The 15,895-nt window shown below is 74.3% G+C and carries 15 protein-coding genes and 1 pseudogene; 8 read left to right on the plus strand and 8 right to left on the minus strand.

Annotation, left to right across the window (positions count from 1 at the left end):
* Positions 1-691: SPFH domain-containing protein (locus tag E1200_RS20495; protein ID WP_207933458.1), on the minus strand; the 691-nt coding region annotated here is incomplete at its 3' end.
* A 473-nt stretch (positions 692-1,164) separates the two neighbouring features.
* On the opposite strand from E1200_RS20495, the pseudogene E1200_RS20500 reads away from it, so the two are divergent.
* Positions 1,165-2,544 (plus strand): annotated as a pseudogene (locus E1200_RS20500) (cytochrome c oxidase assembly protein); the annotation flags it as partial.
* A gap of 23 nt (positions 2,545-2,567) precedes the next feature.
* Here the strand turns inward: E1200_RS20500 and E1200_RS34905 are convergent.
* From E1200_RS34905 to E1200_RS20525, 5 genes are all read right to left on the minus strand, one after another.
* Positions 2,568-3,887: an HD domain-containing phosphohydrolase gene (locus E1200_RS34905; RefSeq protein WP_131953670.1), complete on the minus strand. Its 1,320-nt coding sequence runs from the start codon at positions 3,885-3,887 to the stop codon at positions 2,568-2,570.
* Positions 3,888-3,897: 10 nt separating this feature from the next.
* A complete protein-coding gene (locus E1200_RS20510; RefSeq protein WP_131953671.1) occupies positions 3,898-5,244 on the minus strand; it encodes an HD-GYP domain-containing protein in 1,347 nt (448 codons plus the stop codon).
* 577 nt (positions 5,245-5,821) lie between these two features.
* Positions 5,822-6,745: an NAD-dependent epimerase/dehydratase family protein gene (locus E1200_RS20515; protein ID WP_131953672.1), complete on the minus strand. Its 924-nt coding sequence runs from the start codon at positions 6,743-6,745 to the stop codon at positions 5,822-5,824.
* Positions 6,746-6,763: 18 nt separating this feature from the next.
* The gene (gene rsrA / locus E1200_RS20520; RefSeq protein ID WP_131953673.1) at positions 6,764-7,060 is read right to left on the minus strand and encodes a mycothiol system anti-sigma-R factor; all 297 of its coding nucleotides are present in this window, start codon (positions 7,058-7,060) and stop codon (positions 6,764-6,766) included.
* A gap of 116 nt (positions 7,061-7,176) precedes the next feature.
* A complete protein-coding gene (locus tag E1200_RS20525; protein WP_131953674.1) occupies positions 7,177-7,782 on the minus strand; it encodes a sigma-70 family RNA polymerase sigma factor in 606 nt (201 codons plus the stop codon).
* A gap of 351 nt (positions 7,783-8,133) precedes the next feature.
* Between E1200_RS20525 and E1200_RS20530 the strand changes: the two genes are divergently transcribed.
* Positions 8,134-8,976: a methyltransferase domain-containing protein gene (locus tag E1200_RS20530; RefSeq protein WP_243708718.1), complete on the plus strand. Its 843-nt coding sequence runs from the start codon at positions 8,134-8,136 to the stop codon at positions 8,974-8,976.
* 15 nt (positions 8,977-8,991) lie between these two features.
* Here E1200_RS20530 and E1200_RS20535 read toward each other — a convergent pair whose 3' ends face one another.
* Together E1200_RS20535 and E1200_RS20540 are read right to left on the minus strand one after the other, a co-directional pair.
* Entirely contained in the window at positions 8,992-9,321 is a 330-nt protein-coding gene (locus tag E1200_RS20535; protein WP_207933459.1) for a TraR/DksA C4-type zinc finger protein, read from the minus strand.
* Between the two features lie 88 nt (positions 9,322-9,409).
* Positions 9,410-10,240 (minus strand): SOS response-associated peptidase, encoded by an 831-nt coding sequence (locus E1200_RS20540; protein WP_165950393.1) that lies wholly within the window; start codon positions 10,238-10,240, stop codon positions 9,410-9,412.
* Between the two features lie 52 nt (positions 10,241-10,292).
* Between E1200_RS20540 and E1200_RS20545 the strand changes: the two genes are divergently transcribed.
* From E1200_RS20545 to E1200_RS20570, 6 genes are all read left to right on the plus strand, one after another.
* Positions 10,293-11,201: a DoxX family membrane protein gene (locus E1200_RS20545; protein ID WP_131953676.1), complete on the plus strand. Its 909-nt coding sequence runs from the start codon at positions 10,293-10,295 to the stop codon at positions 11,199-11,201.
* Positions 11,202-11,324: 123 nt separating this feature from the next.
* A complete protein-coding gene (locus tag E1200_RS20550) occupies positions 11,325-11,930 on the plus strand; it encodes a sigma-70 family RNA polymerase sigma factor (protein WP_131953677.1) in 606 nt (201 codons plus the stop codon).
* Positions 11,927-12,643 (plus strand): zf-HC2 domain-containing protein, encoded by a 717-nt coding sequence (locus E1200_RS20555; RefSeq protein WP_131953678.1) that lies wholly within the window; start codon positions 11,927-11,929, stop codon positions 12,641-12,643. Before E1200_RS20550 ends, E1200_RS20555 begins: the two co-directional genes overlap by 4 nt.
* A 51-nt stretch (positions 12,644-12,694) precedes the next feature.
* Positions 12,695-13,966, plus strand: a complete 1,272-nt coding sequence (gene aroA / locus E1200_RS20560; RefSeq protein ID WP_131953679.1) for a 3-phosphoshikimate 1-carboxyvinyltransferase — start codon at positions 12,695-12,697, stop codon at positions 13,964-13,966.
* A 16-nt stretch (positions 13,967-13,982) separates the two neighbouring features.
* Positions 13,983-15,008 carry a ribosome small subunit-dependent GTPase A gene (rsgA, locus tag E1200_RS20565; protein ID WP_131953680.1) on the plus strand — a complete coding sequence of 342 codons (1,026 nt, stop codon included), beginning with the start codon at positions 13,983-13,985 and terminating at the stop codon, positions 15,006-15,008.
* Positions 15,009-15,048: 40 nt separating this feature from the next.
* The coding region (locus tag E1200_RS20570) for a serine/threonine-protein kinase (RefSeq protein ID WP_131953681.1) at positions 15,049-15,895 on the plus strand (847 nt) is incomplete at its 3' end.

Raw genomic sequence — 15,895 nt, forward strand, 5'->3', positions numbered from 1 at the left:
CGCCCTGCCCGTCCCTGCCGCGCCCGTCCTCGCCCTGGCCCTCGGCGACCGCGCGCAGCCGCGCCGTCAGCTCCTCGATGATGGGCTGCTTGTCGCTGAGGACGTCCCGCACGCCCATCGTGGACACCTTGTCCTTGATGGCGGCCTCGGCCTGCTCCCTGAGCTGCAGGTTCACCAGCCGCATCGGGTCGTCGGCGTCACCGAAGTCGAGCTTGCGGTACGCGACCCCGAAGTCCTGGATGATCCACTGGACGTAGCCCTGGACGAGCACGCCCTGCAGCTCCCGGCAGATGCAGTACGCGTTGATCAGGATCGTCTGCGTCGCGCCCGGCACCACCAGGAACGAGTCGGTGGACGGGCGGAACCGGAACGACACCCCCAGCCCGATGTGCAGCGGCTCGGCCCGTCCGCGCCGCGTGTGCACGACGAACGCGTTCGGCGGGACCAGCACGTTCTTCCACCGCCAGAACCCGCTGATCCGCACGTCGACCGGGCCGGGCGCGGAGCCGTCGCCGGCCGGGGCGCGGCCGAGGGCGCGCTCCCGCTTGGCCAGCGGGCCGGGGGGCGCGTAGCCGGCCGGTGCGCCGGGCGCGGCCGCCGGGGTGCGCCGCGCCCGCAGGTCGTCCTGCAGGACCGCCTGCTCGGCGACCACCTTCTCCAGATACGTGTTGCCCGCTCCAGGCCCGCTCATCCCGCTCCTCAACCCCTGCATCCGGTTGGCGGTACCTTATTGCGCGCTGAACCCGCTGACCGGCCGAATCCGTATCACCGGACGTGGCCGTACATGAGCCGGAGGCTGCCCCGACCGACCGGCCGATGCTCGCCATCGGCGCCGGCGCGCTCTCCCTGGTCGTCCTCGCCCTGGTCATGCGGCTGGGCGGGGCGCTCAGCGAGACCGCCGCGCCCGGCCTGTCGCAGGCGGGGGTGCTGACCAAGACCGGTCTGACGACCGCCAGGCTCGGCGGGAACGCCGCCGCCGTCCTCACGGTCGGGTGGCTGCTCGTCGCCGCCGTGTTCGCCCGCCCGCCGTCGCCCATCGCCCGCCGCTGCGTGCGCGCCGCGTCCCTGACGGCGCTCCTGTGGGCGCTGTGCACGCTGGCACTGATCGTGTTCACCGCGCTGGACCTGTTCGGCACCGGCGTCGGCGGCCTCACCGGCAACATGATGCGGACGCTGCTCCTCGAGCTGCCGCAGGGCCGGGCGCTGCTGCTCGTCCTCGCCGCCGCGGTCGCGCTGTCGGTGGCGGCGAGCCACCCGCGCGCCGCGGGCGGCGCCGGGTACCTGCTGGCGGGCGCGCTGGCCGCGCTGCTGCCGCCGCTGTTCACCGGGCACGCCGCGAACGCCTCCTACCACGCGCTCGCCGTCTACAGCCTGGCCGCGCACGTCCTCGGCGCCGCGCTGTGGATCGGCGGCCTCGTCGCCCTCATCACCGTCGGGCCCGCGCTCCGCGACCGGCTGCCCGCGATCGTCGGCCGCTACAGCACGCTGGCGCTGGCGTCGTTCGCCGTCGTCGGGATCAGCGGCGCCGCCAACGCCTGGGTACGGCTCGGCGGCGTCAACCTCGGCTCGGGCTACGGGTGGCTGGTCGTCGCCAAGATCGCCGCGCTGGTCCTGCTGGGCGCGCTGGGCTGGTGGCACCGGCGCGCGACCATCCCCGCCCTGCGCGACGGGGCGGGCGCCCGCCCCTTCCTGCGGCTCGGGGCGGCGGAGGTCCTCGCCATGGCGGCGACGATGGCGCTCGCCACCGGGCTGTCGCGCACTCCCCCGCCGGAGAACGCCCCCGACACCCTCGACCTCACCGCGCTGCGCCTCGGCTACCCGATGCCCGGACCGGCGGGCCCCGGCCCCTACCTGCTGGACTGGTGGCTCGACCCGCTGTTCCTCGTCCTGGTCGTGACGGGGGCCGTCCTGTACGGGGCCGGGCTGCTCCGCGTGCGGGACTGGCCGTGGTACCGCGCCGCCGCCTGGTACGGGGGGCTCCTCGCCGCGTTCCTCGCCACCGGCAGCGGCATCTCGCGGTACAGCATGGTCCTGTTCAGCGCGCACGCCGTCCAGCACGTCCTCATCGGGGTCGTCGCCCCGCTGCTGCTCCTCTACGGCGCTCCGCTGCGGCTCGCGGTGCGCGCGATGCGGGAAGAGAACGCGCAACTCGTCGCCGCCGCGGGCCGCTCGCGCGGGGTGCGGCTGCTCTGCCACCCGGCCGCCGCGACGGTGCTGTTCCTGCTCAGCCTCTACGGATTCTCCGTGTCACCGCTGTTCCCGCCGTCGCTCAGCAACCACGCGCTGCACACGCTCGCGATGCTCGCCTTCCTCGTCATCGGGCTGGCGTACTTCCGCGGGACGGCCGGGACCCCGGTCCCGTTCGCCGTCCTGCCGCTGCACGCCGTCGCCGGGATCGCCCTCATGCGGGACGGCACCGTCCGCGGCAGCTGGTTCGAGGAGCTGGGCCGCGGCTGGGGCGCGTCCCCGCTGGACGACCAGCGGCTCGGCGCGCTGCTGCTCTGGACGGTCACCGCCGCCCTCACCGCCGCCGTCGCGGCGGCGCAGGCGTGGCACGGGCGGGCGCGCTACGGGCGGGGGCGGCGGTCCACGACCCGGCTGAGCGCCTCCACGACGGTCGGGTCGTACTCGGCGGCGGAGTCGTGCCTCAGCCGCTCCAGCACGGCGGCGCCCCGGTCCCGGTCGGCGGACTCGCCGACCAGGTCGTCGTAGGCGTTCGCGACCTTGATGATGCGGCTCGCGAGCGGCGGCGAGACCGGCGGGGCCGCGCCGCCCGGATCGCCCCCCGCCCGGTAGGGGTGCGACGACAGGTGCACGATGTGCGCCACCCGGTCCAGAACGCCCGTCTGCTTGATCACCTCGGCGCCGAGCTCGGCGATGCGGCGCTGCTCGGCCGGGGACGCCAGCACCGTCGCGCCGCCCGGGATCGGGTCGCCGAGCGACAGCTGGCCGATGTCGTGCATCAGCGCGGCGTACTCCAGTTCGAGGAGCTCCCCCTCGGACATGCCGAGCTCGCGGCCCATCGCGATCGCCAGCCGCGACACCCGGCGCGAATGGCCCGGCTCGACGTAGCCGCCGACCTCGGTGACGCGCGACAGCGCCCGCACGGTCTGCAGGTACGTGGCGCGCGTCCCGGCGTAGCGGCGGAACGCGAACTGCGTCACCAGGATCGGCACCGTGAAGATCAGCAGCGCGGCCTTGCCCATCGCGGTCGTGGCGACCGCGATCAGCATCGCGGTCGCGCTGGTGGCCGCGCACAGCGCCATCTTGGCCTCGATCTCGTCGCGCAGCGCGATCCCGAACCGCGCCCGGACGGCCTCCGCCCGGATCATCGCGGCGATCAGCACGTCGGTGAAGCAGGACGCGATCACGACGACGCCCATCACCGCCAGCAGCAGCGGCCACACGAGGCCGAGCGACAGCAGCGGCCGGAAGCACAGCGCGATGACCGCGACGGTGAACAGCCGCCGCGCCATCGCGTCGGGCCGCGGGTTGCGGCCCACCGCGATGTGCGGCAGCGACCCGACGAGCATCCCCGCCGCGGTGACCGCGACGACCTGCAGCGCCGAGTGCTCGGCGGCGACGACGCCGAGCGGCGCGTCCGGCCCGGCGCCCTCGGGGCCGACGCCGACCAGCAGCGCGTAGCCGATCGCGCCGGCGCCGGCGACCGGCGCGACCTCCCGGTTGCCCGGCATCACCATCCGGAACAGCTCGCCCAGCGCGATCAGCACGCCGAAGATGACGGCGACGTCGGGCTGCCGGAGGCCGACCGCCGCGACCTGCGTGACCGCGACGACCACGAACAGCCCGGCGGTCGCGACCAGCAGCAGCTGGCCGGCGTCGATGCTCTGCCACGCGGCCCGCTCCCGGGCCGTCTGGGTGCTCATGGGCGTCCCGTCACCGCCGCACCTCGTCGCCGGCGACCCGCAGCGGCGTGCTCGGGTCGTCGTGGTCCTGCTGGGTGGTCTCCACCACGTCGTCGTCGGGCAGGACGACCGGGCCGGGCGGCTGCCACGGGGTGCGCTCCAGCGCCCGCAGGAACGCCTCCACGATCACCGGGTCGAAGTGGTCGCCCATGCAGCGGCGCAGCTCCGCCACCGCCTCCTCGACGCTGCGGGCCGCCCGGTAGGAGCGGGTGGAGGTCATCGAGTCGAACGCGTCGGCGACCGCGATGACCCGGGCGAACTCGGGGATCTCGTCGCCGGCCAGGCCCATCGGGTAGCCGCGGCCGTTCATCTTCTCGTGGTGGTGCATGATGCCTGCGAGCGCCTCGTCCAGGAACCCGATCTCGCGGACGATCTCCAGCCCGCGCATCGGGTGCAGCTGGATCGCGGCGAACTCCTCCTCGGTCATCGGGCCGTTCTTCTGCAGGACCTTGGTGGGGACGCCGAGCTTGCCGACGTCGTGCAGCATCCCGGCGTACCGGATCGCCTCCACTCGGTCGGGCCGCATCCCGATCTCCTCCGCGATCATCACCGAGCCGCGGGACACCCGCTCGGAGTGCCCTCGGGTGTAGAAGTCCTTGGTCTCGACGGCCTGGCACAGCGCGGCGAGCGTGGCGGCGTGCGCCTGCTGCTGGACGTACGCCTGGTCCATCGCCCAGCGGGCGATGAGCAGCGGCAGCAGCACCAGCACGGCGGCGAACGGCCCGATCCGCGGCCACAGCCCGGCGATCAGCAGGCCGACCATGCCGTAGCCGAGGCAGCCGACGGCGAGCTGGCCGCACTCGTCCAGGAACTCGCGCGGGGCGGCCTGCCGGCTGAGCAGCAGCACCCCGCCCATCAGCGCCAGGTTGACCAGCACGAAGGCGACCAGGGCGCCGAGGAACGGCCCGATGACGTTCTCCACCCAGCGGGCCTGCTCGGGGTGGAAGCCGTCGCCGCCGAGGAACTGGAAGACCGTCCCGGCGATGAAGCCGCTGAGCGCGAACTGCGCGCCGTTGAAGAGCCGCTTGACGGGGGCGATGATCCGCTGGCCGGTGATCACGGCGCAGAAGCCGACGAGCGCCGCGCCGGCCGGGCCGAGCAGGACCACCGACGCCAGGCTCGCGGCGAAGCTCAGCGACACCCGGGCGCGGGCGAGGTTCAGCCGCGCGGGCGCCGAGTCGCAGACGAGGAACAGCAGCGCCAGCACGGCGAGCGTGCCCCAGTCGATCTCCGCGAAGGACGACGTCGCGATGAGGCCGGCCGCGAGGGCCACCACCCCGCACACGTACGCCCAGGCGGGGAGTGGGAGTCCACGCATTGCCGCCCCCTCGGGGAGTGAACACCCGGGCCCGTCCGCGGCGGCGCAGGCCCGCGCGGGGCCTCCCGGGGATGGCGAGTGTTCGGTTCGACTGGCGGGCCGCCGCCGGGTTCAGGTGCCTTCCGGCACTACACCCAGGACACGCCCTCGGGCATCGTCAGCGACGCCGCCGAAGGGCTCTCGCGCCGGACGTGACCCGCCGGCCGCACACGCTCGAGCATGGCTCCTTGCCTCCCCCCGCGAACCGGGCCGGCCGGCCTCGCGGCCGGCCACCGGGACCTCCTCGGCCCCGGTTCTCACCCGGGTGAGCACTCGACCCCCGAATTCACGGGCGGGCACGTGCTCCCGTCGCTGTTTCCGGCCCAAGCCTAACGCGAACCGCCCAGGTCACACAGGCATGCGGAGAAACGAAAGCCAACTGTGAAGCGACCGTCACCTTAAGTGATCAAATGCGCCGGGAGAATGCACCGACGGTAATTGCACAGCGTGGATGCACGTCACAATGCACGTGCATTACCGGACGCGCCTAATTATCCCCAGGAAAGGCCCAGAATGGACCGACTTCCGGCTTTTCACGTCAGGCCGGGGCCATCCGTTCCCGCGCCCATGCCACGGTCTCCGCCAGCCCCTCGCGCAGGCCCGTCCCCGGCGCCCAGCCGAGGGCCTCCCGGGTCGCCCGCGGATCGACCGACATCGCCGGCAGGTCGCCCAGCCGCGGCGGCGCGAACTCCGGGTCGTCCGGCGCGCCCGCCGCCTCGGCGACCAGCGTGTGCAGCTCCCGGTCGGTCGTCTGCACACCGGTGCCCACGTTGAGCCGCAGCCCGCCGCCGCCCTCCCCCGCCGCGCGGGCGAAGGCGTCCACCACGTCCAGCACGTAGACGTAGTCGCGGGTGTGCGAGCCGTCGCCGTAGACCCTGGTGGGACGGCCCGCCAGCAGCGCGTCCGTGAAGATGGAGATGACGCCGGCCTCGCCTTCGGGGGTCTGCCGCGGCCCGTAGACGTTCGCCAGCGTCAGCGTCGTGTAGTCGATGCCGTACAGCGCCTTGTAGGTGGCCGCGTACACCTCGCCGGAGACCTTGGACGCCGCGTACGGGGACGCGGGCCGCAGTTCGGCGTCCGGCGGGACGGGCAGCGCGTCCGGCACGCCGTACACCGCGCAGCTCGACGTGAACACGACCTTGCGGGCATCGGCCGCGCGGGCCGCCTCCAGGACGTTCACCGTGCCCAGCACGTTCGTGCGCGCGTCGGCCGCCGGATCGGCGACGCTGGCGCGCACGCTCACCTGCGCGGCGAGGTGGCAGACCACCTCGGGGCGGCGGGCCGCCGCCCGCTCGGCGAGCGCCGGGTCGCCGACGTCCATCTCCCACAGTTCCAGCCCGGGGCGGACGGTGCCGCCCGAGGACAGGTCGTCCACGCCGATGACCTCGTGGCCGTCGGCGAGGAGCCGGTCGACCAGGTGGGATCCGATGAAACCGGCCGCGCCGGTGACGAGTGCGAGCACCCGAGAACGATACGACGCTCAGCCGCTGCCGGTCTTCTCGGCGTCACCGGACGCCTTGATGTCCCCGCAGATCTCCTCGATGCGGCCGAGCACCTTCGCGCGCAGGTCGGTCGGGGCCTGCTCGCAGCCGCAGGACTTGTTCACCAGCTTCTTGACGGCCTCTTCGAGGCCGTACTCGCGCAGGCACGGGCCGCACTCGTCCAGATGCTGCTGCACCTCGCCGCAGCCGCCCTGGTCGAGCTCGCCGTCGAGATAGGTGTAGACCCGCGCCAGGACCTCGTCGCAGGGGGTCTCGTGGTGGTCGCCACAGCTCATGGCTCACTCACCCTTCTCGTTCACCGCGCCGCGGCACGGCGCGGTGTCCGGCATCTCGGTGTCCGGCATCTCGCTGTGCGGTACGCGGCAGGCGCGTTTCCCGCTCACTTGCCCGCTCACTCGGCGCCTCCGCCCGTCCGGGTGAGACCGCGCTCCTCGGCGTAGTCCTCCAGCATGCCCCGCAGCTGGCGCCGGCCGCGGTGCAGGCGGGACATCACCGTGCCGATGGGCGTGCCCATGATCTCGGCGATCTCCTTGTACGCGAAGCCCTCGACGTCGGCGAGGTAGACCGCGATGCGGAACTCCTCCGGGAGCTCCTGCAGCGCCCGCTTCACGTCGGTGTCGGGCAGGTGCTCCAGGGCCTCGGTCTCGGCGGACTTCAGGCCGGTGGACGTGTGCGACGCGGCGCGCGCGATCTGCCAGTCCTCGATGTCCTCGGTGGCGGCCTGCTGCGGCTGGCGCTGCTTCTTGCGGTAGGAGTTGATGAACGTGTTGGTCAGGATGCGGTAGAGCCACGCCTTGAGGTTGGTGCCTTCCTTGAACTGGTGGAAGGACGCGAACGCCTTGGCGAAGGTCTCCTGGACGAGGTCCTCGGCGTCGGCCGGGTTGCGCGTCATGCGCAGCGCGGCAGAATACAGCTGGTCCAAGAACGGGAGCACGTCGCGCTGGAACCGGTCGCGGCGCTGCTCCACGGTCTCCGTGGTGCCCTGTACCTGACCCACCCCCTCGGCTGTGGCGCCGCCGGCCTCGGCTAGGCCGGTGACGTCGTACCCCCCAGACGATAGCGGTCCGCGCGGCCCTCCCACGCGGACGGGTGGGCGCGCGTCGCCGCGCGGGGCCGCGGTTCCCGGGCTCCGCCGCTGGTCGGCAACGGCTGTGGTCATGGGTGTGCACCTCCGGTTTCGGCCTGTGAGACGGTGCAACACCGAAGGGGCGCCGCCGATTCCCCGGGACGGGGGGTGACGCGGCGGACACGGGCCGCCGCGCTCGTCCTGCAGGGCCCGTTCTGTACGGAGGGTGACGCCTGACATAACGGGGAAAGAGTGACATACACCGCAAGAACAGGAGCAAACGTGCACCCGGTGCTGTCGGCGCGAACGTCCGAGCCCACCATCGCGAGCCTGCGCGACATCTCCGGGGAAGGGACGGGCGGCGCGCTGGCGCGCTACTGGACGTTCTACTGGGCGGTCGCCGCCGCCCAGCTGACCCGGTGGCTGCCGCGGCGGCCGTCGCGCGTGCTGGACATCTCGGGCGGGCGCTCCGCCGCCCAGGCCGCCGCCGCGCGGCACACCGTCCTGGAGGTCATCGACCCGGCCAGGGGCGACGGGCGCCGCACCCCCGACGCGCGGCCGGTACCGGACGGGCCGGTAGCGGACGTGCCGGTACCGGACGGGGCGCCCCGCGCCGAGGGCGGCACCATCCCGATCATCGGCGACACCGGCAGCCTCACCTTCCTCGCCGGCGGCTCCGTGGACGCCGTGATCGCCGAGAACCGGGTGCTGTCCCGGCACCTCGCCACCGAGGCCACGGTCGCCGAGATCGCCCGCGTGCTGCGCCCCGGCGGCCGCGTCCTGCTCTGCGTCGACTCGCTGACCCTCGGGATGGCGCTGCTCGCCGAGCGGAACTACTGGGCGCACCTGTCGGACGTCCCGAGCGCCGAGGTCGTGCTCATCCCCTGGCCGGACGGGCGGATCACCCGCTCGTTCTCGTCCCACCAGCTCCGCGAGCTGCTCGGCGACGCCGGCCTCGAAGTGGAGTGGATCCGGCCGCGCACGGTGCTGTCCCCGTCGACCGTCGAGCACGTCCTCGCCGAGTCGCCCCGCGCCCTCTCCCGCCTGGTCCGCACCGAGCTGACCGCCACGGAACCGGACGAGTCGCTCGGCGTGCACCTCCTGGCGAGCGCCAGGAGGAAGTGAGCCGGCCGGGCCGGGCTAGCGCCGCCGGTCGTAGCGGGCCTGGCAGGTCACGCAGCGCGCGGCGTCCGGACGGGCCTCCAGGCGCCCATCGGGGACGGGCTCGCCGCACGCGACGCAGCGGCCGTACGTCCCGGCGCCGATGCGCTCCAGCGCGGCCAGCACACCGGCGCGGTGCCGCTCCAGCGCGTGCAGGGCGGCCTCCACCCGCTCGACGGCGGTGAGGCCGGCCCCGGCGTCCGCGGCGGAATTGTCACGCTCGGGGCTTTCTCCCCGGAGAATGGCGATGGACCGGTCCAGATCCTCGAGCAGGGCCTCAAGGCGGGAACGGGCTACGGCGGTGTCCACGACGCTGCGAACTCCTCCCGGCAGGGGGACCCGGGTAATGCGCTCCGGTTCCGGGCGGTTCCGGCCGGTACCGCGTTCCCGGCGCCGGTCAGAACAAACCGTCGGAATTGCTGCCTGTACCATCCCCGGAAAGCGCCGGTTCTATGAGCTCCGGTCCGTTGTTTCGCACGTTGTTGACCGCTTTCGACACCGGGTAGGCGTCCATTGTCCCGGCCATCGCCGGCACCAGCAGGCTCCGGACCTGCTCGGTCTCGGTCAGCGCGGGGTCGAGCCAGGCGTCCCAGCGGTCCGGTTCGACGATCATCGGCATCCGGTCGTGGATGCGGCCGAGGTCGTCCGGCGCGTCGGTGGTGATCACCGTGCAGGTCCAGACCCACTCGCCCGGCGCGATCCCGCCGGGCTGCTCGGGGCCGTCCTCGGGCGCCCGCCACAGCTCGTACAGCCCGGCCATCGCCATGCCGGCGCCGTCGTTGGGGCGGATGAAGTACGGCTGCTTCTGCGGCTTGCGCTTCTTGGCCCTCTTCTCCCCCTCGGCCGGATCGGGCGCGCCGTCCTGGTCCCGCAGGGCGTACCACTCGAAGTACCCGTCGGCCGGGAGCAGGCAGCGGCGCCGCGCGAACGCCCGGCGGTAGGACGGCTTCTCGTGCACCGTCTCGAACCGCGCGTTGATCATGCGGGAGCCGATGGACAGGTCCTTGGCCCACGACGGGACGAGCCCCCAGCGCACCGTCCGCAGCTGCCGGACGGCCGCCTCCTCCTCGGGGGCGTCCTTCGGGCGCCGGTTCAGGACGACCGGCACCTGCTTCGTCGGGGCGACGTTGTAGTCGGGCTGGAGGTCCTCTTCGACGGCGTCGAGCTGCACCTGGAACTCGTCCAGGAGCTCCTGCCGCGCCCGGGTCGTGGCATAGCGTCCGCACATGGGTCCCATCCTGCCGTGCTTGAGGTGCGAAGCGATGGGCATGTAGCGGGTCATGCGACCCTTCACGACGCTGGCGCGCCCGTTCGTGGCGGCGCCCTACATCATGACCGGCCTGGAGGCCGTCCGGGAGCCGCGCGAGCGCGCCGAGCAGGTGGGCCCCGCGCTGAAGCCGGTGGCCGACCGGATCGAATGGCTGCCGAAGGACCCCGAGACGCTCGTCCGCATGGAGGGTGCCCTCAGCCTCGGCACCGGTGCCCTGCTGCTGACCGGGAAGTTCCGGCGGCTGACCACCCTCCTGCTGGCCGCGCAGCTCGTCCCCGCGCTGGCGACCGAGCACCGCTTCTGGACCGAGGACGACCCCGAGCGCCGCGCCAACGAGCGGTCCCACCTGCTGAAGAACGCCGGCCTGTTCGGCGCGCTGCTCATGGCCGCGACCGAGCCGCGCCGCCCCCCGCGGACGGCGGAACTGCGGCGGATCGCGCGGGAGACGCAGATCAAGGGCGGCGCCGAGGCCAAGGCGCTGCGCCGGGAGGCCGCGGCCACGCTGCGCGACGCGCGCCGCGAGGCGGCCCACCAGGTGCGCACCGCCCGTGCCGCGAGCGGGCGCAAGGCCGCGAAGAAGGGCGCGAAGCAGACCGCGAAGGCGGCCAAGGTCGCGAAGGCCGCCAAGTCCGCCGCGCCGGCGAAGTCGGTCACGGTGAAGATCGCCAAGCCGGGCGGGCTCACGGGCAAGGGCCGCAAGCGGGGCGGTCCGCTGCAGAGCCTCAAGGCCGGTGGCGCCAGGGCCGGGGCCGCGTTCAAGCTGGGCCGGGCGTCCAAGCCGGGACGCGCCGCGCGGGCCGGGCAGACCGTCAAGGCGGGGACGGCCACGCAGGCGGCGAAGGCCGTGAAGGCGGGCAAGAACGTCAAGGCCGGGACGGCGGCGCAGGCGGGCAGGGTCAAGCAGGCCGTCCGGAGCTGACTTCCCGAAGAGAACCTTAAAAGAGGCTCAAATCCGTTGAACCGAGAGCCGGGGCGGTCCCGTACTGCCAGTTGACTACGGTCTTCCAGCCCGTCCCCCCACCACCACGGAGACCCCCCGGCCATGGCAGTTCCCGGATCGACCGGTCGCCAGACCGGCGGGTTGCGGAGCCTGCTCCGCCGTCCCGGCGGAGCAGGACCGGCCCCGCGCCCCGGCGGGGCCGGCCGCGACGACGAGATCGTCGCCGAGCTCTACCGCGAGTACCACCGGCCGCTCCTCGCCTTCGTCCTGCGGCTCACCGGCGGCGACCGCCAATGGGCCGAGGACGTCGTCCAGGAGACGATGATCCGGGCGTGGCGCAGTGCGGACCGCCTCGACGACCGCACGTCCTCGCTGATGCCGTGGCTGGCCACGGTCTCCAGGCGTATCGTGATCGACAATCGGCGGCAGCGCGAGGTCCGGCCGCCCGAGGTCGGCGACGGCCCCCTGGAGAACCTCCCGATGGCGGACGAGATGGACGGCTTACTGCGCAAGGTCGTGGTGGCGGAGGCGCTGGAGTCGCTCTCCCCCGCGCACCGGCAGGCGCTGACGGAGACGGTGCTGCGCGACCGTACGGTGAACCAGGCGGCCGAGTACCTCGGCATCCCGGTGGGGACGGTCAAGTCCCGCGTCTACTACGCGTTGCGCGCCCTGCGCGTCGCCTTGGAGGAGAGGGGGGTGACCTCATGAGTTCGCCGGTCGAGCACACCGACGTCGGCGCGTACGCACTCGGCCTCCTCGAAGAGGGCGACCGGCGCGCCTTCGAGGCGCACCTCCGCGCGTGCGGCAGGTGCCAGGCGGAGCTGACCGAGATGTCGGGGACGGCGAGCGTCCTGTCCGCGCTCGGCGAGGCCCCGGCGGGTCCGGCGCCGGTGGCCGGTCCCGGCCCGGCGCAGCCGCAGCCGGCGCCGGTGATCGACATGATGCGGCGCCGCCGCAAGGAGGAACGCCGGTTCCGGCGCGGCGCCTACACCGTCGGCGGCGCGGCGGCGGCCGCCATGCTGGCCGTCGGGATCGGCGTCGGGACGGTGCTCGGCGACGACGGCGAGGCCGTCCGGCGGCAGCCGCCGCCCGCGGCGATCACCGGTGAGCGGTTCCAGGCGACGGACGCGGGCACGGGCGCGTCCGGCACGGTCGGGCTCGTCGACAAGGGCTGGGGCACGCAGGTCAGCCTGGAGCTCCGCGGCATCAAGGGGCCGCTGAGGTGCCACTTGGAGGCGGTGTCCGCGACCGGTGAGCGCAGCGTCGTGGCGGGCTGGCGCGTCCCCGAGAAGGGCTACGGGGTGCCGGAGCAGCCCGACCCGCTGGTGATGCAGGGCGGGACGGGCCTCACCCGGCAGGAGATCGCCCGGTTCGAGGTGCGGCTGGAAACCGGCGGCACGCTGCTGACCATTCCGCTGTGACCTCCCGCTGAGCGATCCGCCGGGCCGCTCCCGGCCCGATAGCCTTGGGTCATGCCCACTCCGCATTGGTCCGCCCCGGTCGCCCCTGCCCCCGTGGACGCGACCGTGTCGCTGCCCGGTTCGAAGTCGATGACGAACCGCGCGCTGGTCCTCGCGGCGCTCGCCGGTGCGCCCGCGCGCATTACGCGTCCGCTGCACAGCCGCGACACGGTGCTGATGGCCGACGCCCTCCGCGCGCTCGGCACCGGGATCACCGAGGACGCCGCGGGCTGGGAGGTCCGGCCGGGCGAGCTGCGCGGGCCGGCGCGGGCGGACGTGGGCCTCGCCGGGACGGTGATGCGGTTCCTGCCGCCCGTCGCGGCCCTGGCGTCCGGCGAGGTGGCCATCGACGGCGACCCGCGGGCGCGGGAGCGGCCGATGGGCCCGATCATCACCGCGCTGCAGGCCCTCGGCGCCCGCGTCGACGACGGCGGGCGGGGCGCGCTCCCGTTCACCGTGCACGGGACGGGCTCGGTCAACGGCGGGCGGGTCGTGATCGACGCGTCCGGGTCGTCGCAGCTCGTGTCGGGCCTGCTGCTGGCCGCGCCGCGCTTCGAGAAGGGCGTCGAGGTCAGGCACGAGGGCCCGCCCGTCCCGTCGGCGCCGCACCTGGCGATGACGGTGCACATGCTGCGGGAGGCGGGCGCGGCGGTCGAGACGGAGCCGGACGTGTGGCGGGTCGCGCCCGGCCCGCTGCGCGGCGGCGAGTGGGCGATCGAGCCCGACCTGTCGAACGCGGCGCAGTTCCTCGGCGCGGCGCTGGTCACCGGCGGCCGCGTCACCGTGCGGGACTGGCCGGCCGAGACGATCCAGCCGGGTGACGCGCTGCGCGGGCTGCTCACCGCGATGGGCGCCGAGGTGTCGCACGGCCCGGACGGGCTGACCGTCCGCGGCTCGGGCGGGCACGCGGGGCTGGACGCCGACCTGCACGAGGTCGGCGAGCTGACGCCGGTGCTGGCGGCCGTCGCCGCGCTCGCCGACTCCCCGTCCCGGCTGACGGGCATCGCGCACCTGCGCGGCCACGAGACCGACCGGCTCGCCGCCCTGGCCACCGAGCTCAACGGGCTGGGCGGCGACGTCCGGGAGCTGCCGGACGGGCTGGAGATCCGGCCGCGGCCGCTGCACGGCGGTGTCTTCCACACCTACGACGACCACCGGATGGTGATGGCGGCGGCCGTGCTGGGCCTGGCCGTTCCCGGTATAGAGGTAGAGAATCCGGGCACCGTGGGCAAAACTCTTCCGAACTTCACGGAGTCGTGGGCGTCCATGCTGGCGCCCGCCTGACGGCAGGGACGGACCACTGGCCAGACGAACGCACGACTACGACGAGGACGACGTCCGGGTACGGCCCGGCCGCCGCGGGTCGCGTCCGCGCACCCGCCGCCGTCCCGCGCACGAGGACGCCTCCCCCGGGTTCGTGATCGCGGTCGACCGGGGCCGGTACCGCTGCCTGGTCGACCCCGGCACCGGCGACGAGCGCGGCGTCACCGCGATGCGCGCCCGGGAGCTCGGCCGCAAGGGCGTCGTCGTGGGCGACCGGGTGGCCCTCGTCGGCGACGTGTCCGGGGAGCCCGACACGCTGGCCCGCATCGTCCGCGTCGAGCCGCGGACGTCGTCGCTGCGCCGCACCGCCGACGACACCGACCCGTTCGAGCGGATCATCGTCGCGAACGCCGGCCAGCTCGTGATCGTGACCGCGCTCGCAGACCCCGAGCCGCGGCCCCGCATGATCGACCGGCAGCTCGTCGCCGCCTACGACGCCGGGATGGACCCGCTGCTCTGCCTCACCAAGGCCGACCTCGCCGACGCCGCCGAGCTGGTCGCCGAGTACGCGCCGCTCGGCGTGCCCTACATCGTGACGCGCCGCGACGAGCGGGGCGGCCTGCGCGGCGGCCTGGACGAACTGCGCGGCCACCTCGCCGGGCGCACGAGCGTGCTCGTCGGGCATTCGGGCGTCGGCAAGTCGACACTGGTGAACGCGCTCGTCCCGGACGCCGAACGGGCGGTCAGCCACGTCAACGCGGTCACCGGCCGCGGCCGGCACACCTCGTCGTCGGCGATCGCGCTGGAGCTGCCCGGCGGCGACGGCTGGATCATCGACACCCCCGGCGTGCGGAGCTTCGGCCTCGCGCACGTCGAACCCGCCAACGTGATCAACGCGTTCGAGGACCTGGCCGAGGGCGCCGCCGAGCGCTGCCCGCCGCACTGCGACCACCTGCAGGAGAGCTGCGGGCTGGACGGCTGGGTGGCCGGCGGGCACGCCAGCCGGGCCCGCCTGGACTCGCTGCGGCGGCTGCTCGCCAGCCGCGAGGGAGAGGCCGAATAGCCCGGAATCTCCGGGCTTCGCGTCGGTATCGTCTAGCCCCATGGTCCAGGTTGTGGCGGGGCGCTACGAACTCGTGGAGGTGCTCGGCCGCGGCGGCATGGGGGCCGTGTGGCGGGCCCGCGACCGCACGCTCGGCCGGGAGGTCGCGGTCAAGGAGGTGTCCCTGCCGCAGGGCCTCGACGACGCGCAGGTCGAGCGGACGTACGCGCGGACGTTCCGCGAGGCGCGGTCCGCGGCGCGGCTCGACCATCCCGGCATCGTGACCGTCCACGACGTGGTGGAGGAGGACGGCCGGCCCTGGATCGTGATGAGCCTCGTCCGGGCCGACTCCCTCGACCGGGTCATCGCGCGGGAGGGGCCGCTGGCGCCGGACCGGGCGGCGGCGATCGGCCTCGACCTCCTGGACGCGCTGAACGCCGCGCACGCCGCCGGGGTCGTGCACCGCGACGTCAAGCCGGGGAACGTGCTGCTGCCGCCCGGCCGCGCCGTCCTCACCGACTTCGGCATCGCGACCGTGGCGGGCGACGAGACGCTCACGCAGGCCGGGGCGATCGTCGGGTCGCCCGCGTACCTGGCGCCCGAGCAGGCGCGCCACCAGAGGGCCACCCCGGCGTCGGACCTGTGGTCGCTGGGCGCCACCCTGTACGCGGCGGTGGAGGGCCGCCCCCCGTACAGGCGGCCCGACGTGTGGGGCGTGATGGCCGCCGTCCTGTCCGACGAACCGGACCCGATCGAGCGCGCCGGGCCGCTGACCCCGGTGCTCCAGGGCCTCCTCCGCAAGGACCCGGAGCAGCGCATGGGGTCCGCCGAGGCCGAGCGCCTGCTGCGCCGGGTCGCGCACGGAGCCGCGGCCGGCCCGCCCGCGTTCGCCCCGCCCGGCCCCGGGC

Source organism: Actinomadura sp. GC306, assembly GCF_004348665.1.
GTDB lineage: Bacteria > Actinomycetota > Actinomycetes > Streptosporangiales > Streptosporangiaceae > Spirillospora.

Bases quoted from the DNA above. Each gene is read 5' to 3' on its own strand.
- E1200_RS34905 (WP_131953670.1), bottom strand. From the start codon at position 3,887: ATGAGCACCCAGACGGCCCGGGAGCGGGCCGCGTGGCAGAGCATCGAC.
- E1200_RS20510 (WP_131953671.1), bottom strand. From the start codon at position 5,244: ATGCGTGGACTCCCACTCCCCGCCTGGGCGTACGTGTGCGGGGTGGTG.
- rsrA (WP_131953673.1), bottom strand. From the start codon at position 7,060: ATGAGCTGTGGCGACCACCACGAGACCCCCTGCGACGAGGTCCTGGCG.
- E1200_RS20540 (WP_165950393.1), bottom strand. From the start codon at position 10,240: ATGTGCGGACGCTATGCCACGACCCGGGCGCGGCAGGAGCTCCTGGAC.
- E1200_RS20545 (WP_131953676.1), top strand. From the start codon at position 10,293: ATGCGACCCTTCACGACGCTGGCGCGCCCGTTCGTGGCGGCGCCCTAC.
- E1200_RS20550 (WP_131953677.1), top strand. From the start codon at position 11,325: ATGGCAGTTCCCGGATCGACCGGTCGCCAGACCGGCGGGTTGCGGAGC.
- E1200_RS20555 (WP_131953678.1), top strand. From the start codon at position 11,927: ATGAGTTCGCCGGTCGAGCACACCGACGTCGGCGCGTACGCACTCGGC.
- aroA (WP_131953679.1), top strand. From the start codon at position 12,695: ATGCCCACTCCGCATTGGTCCGCCCCGGTCGCCCCTGCCCCCGTGGAC.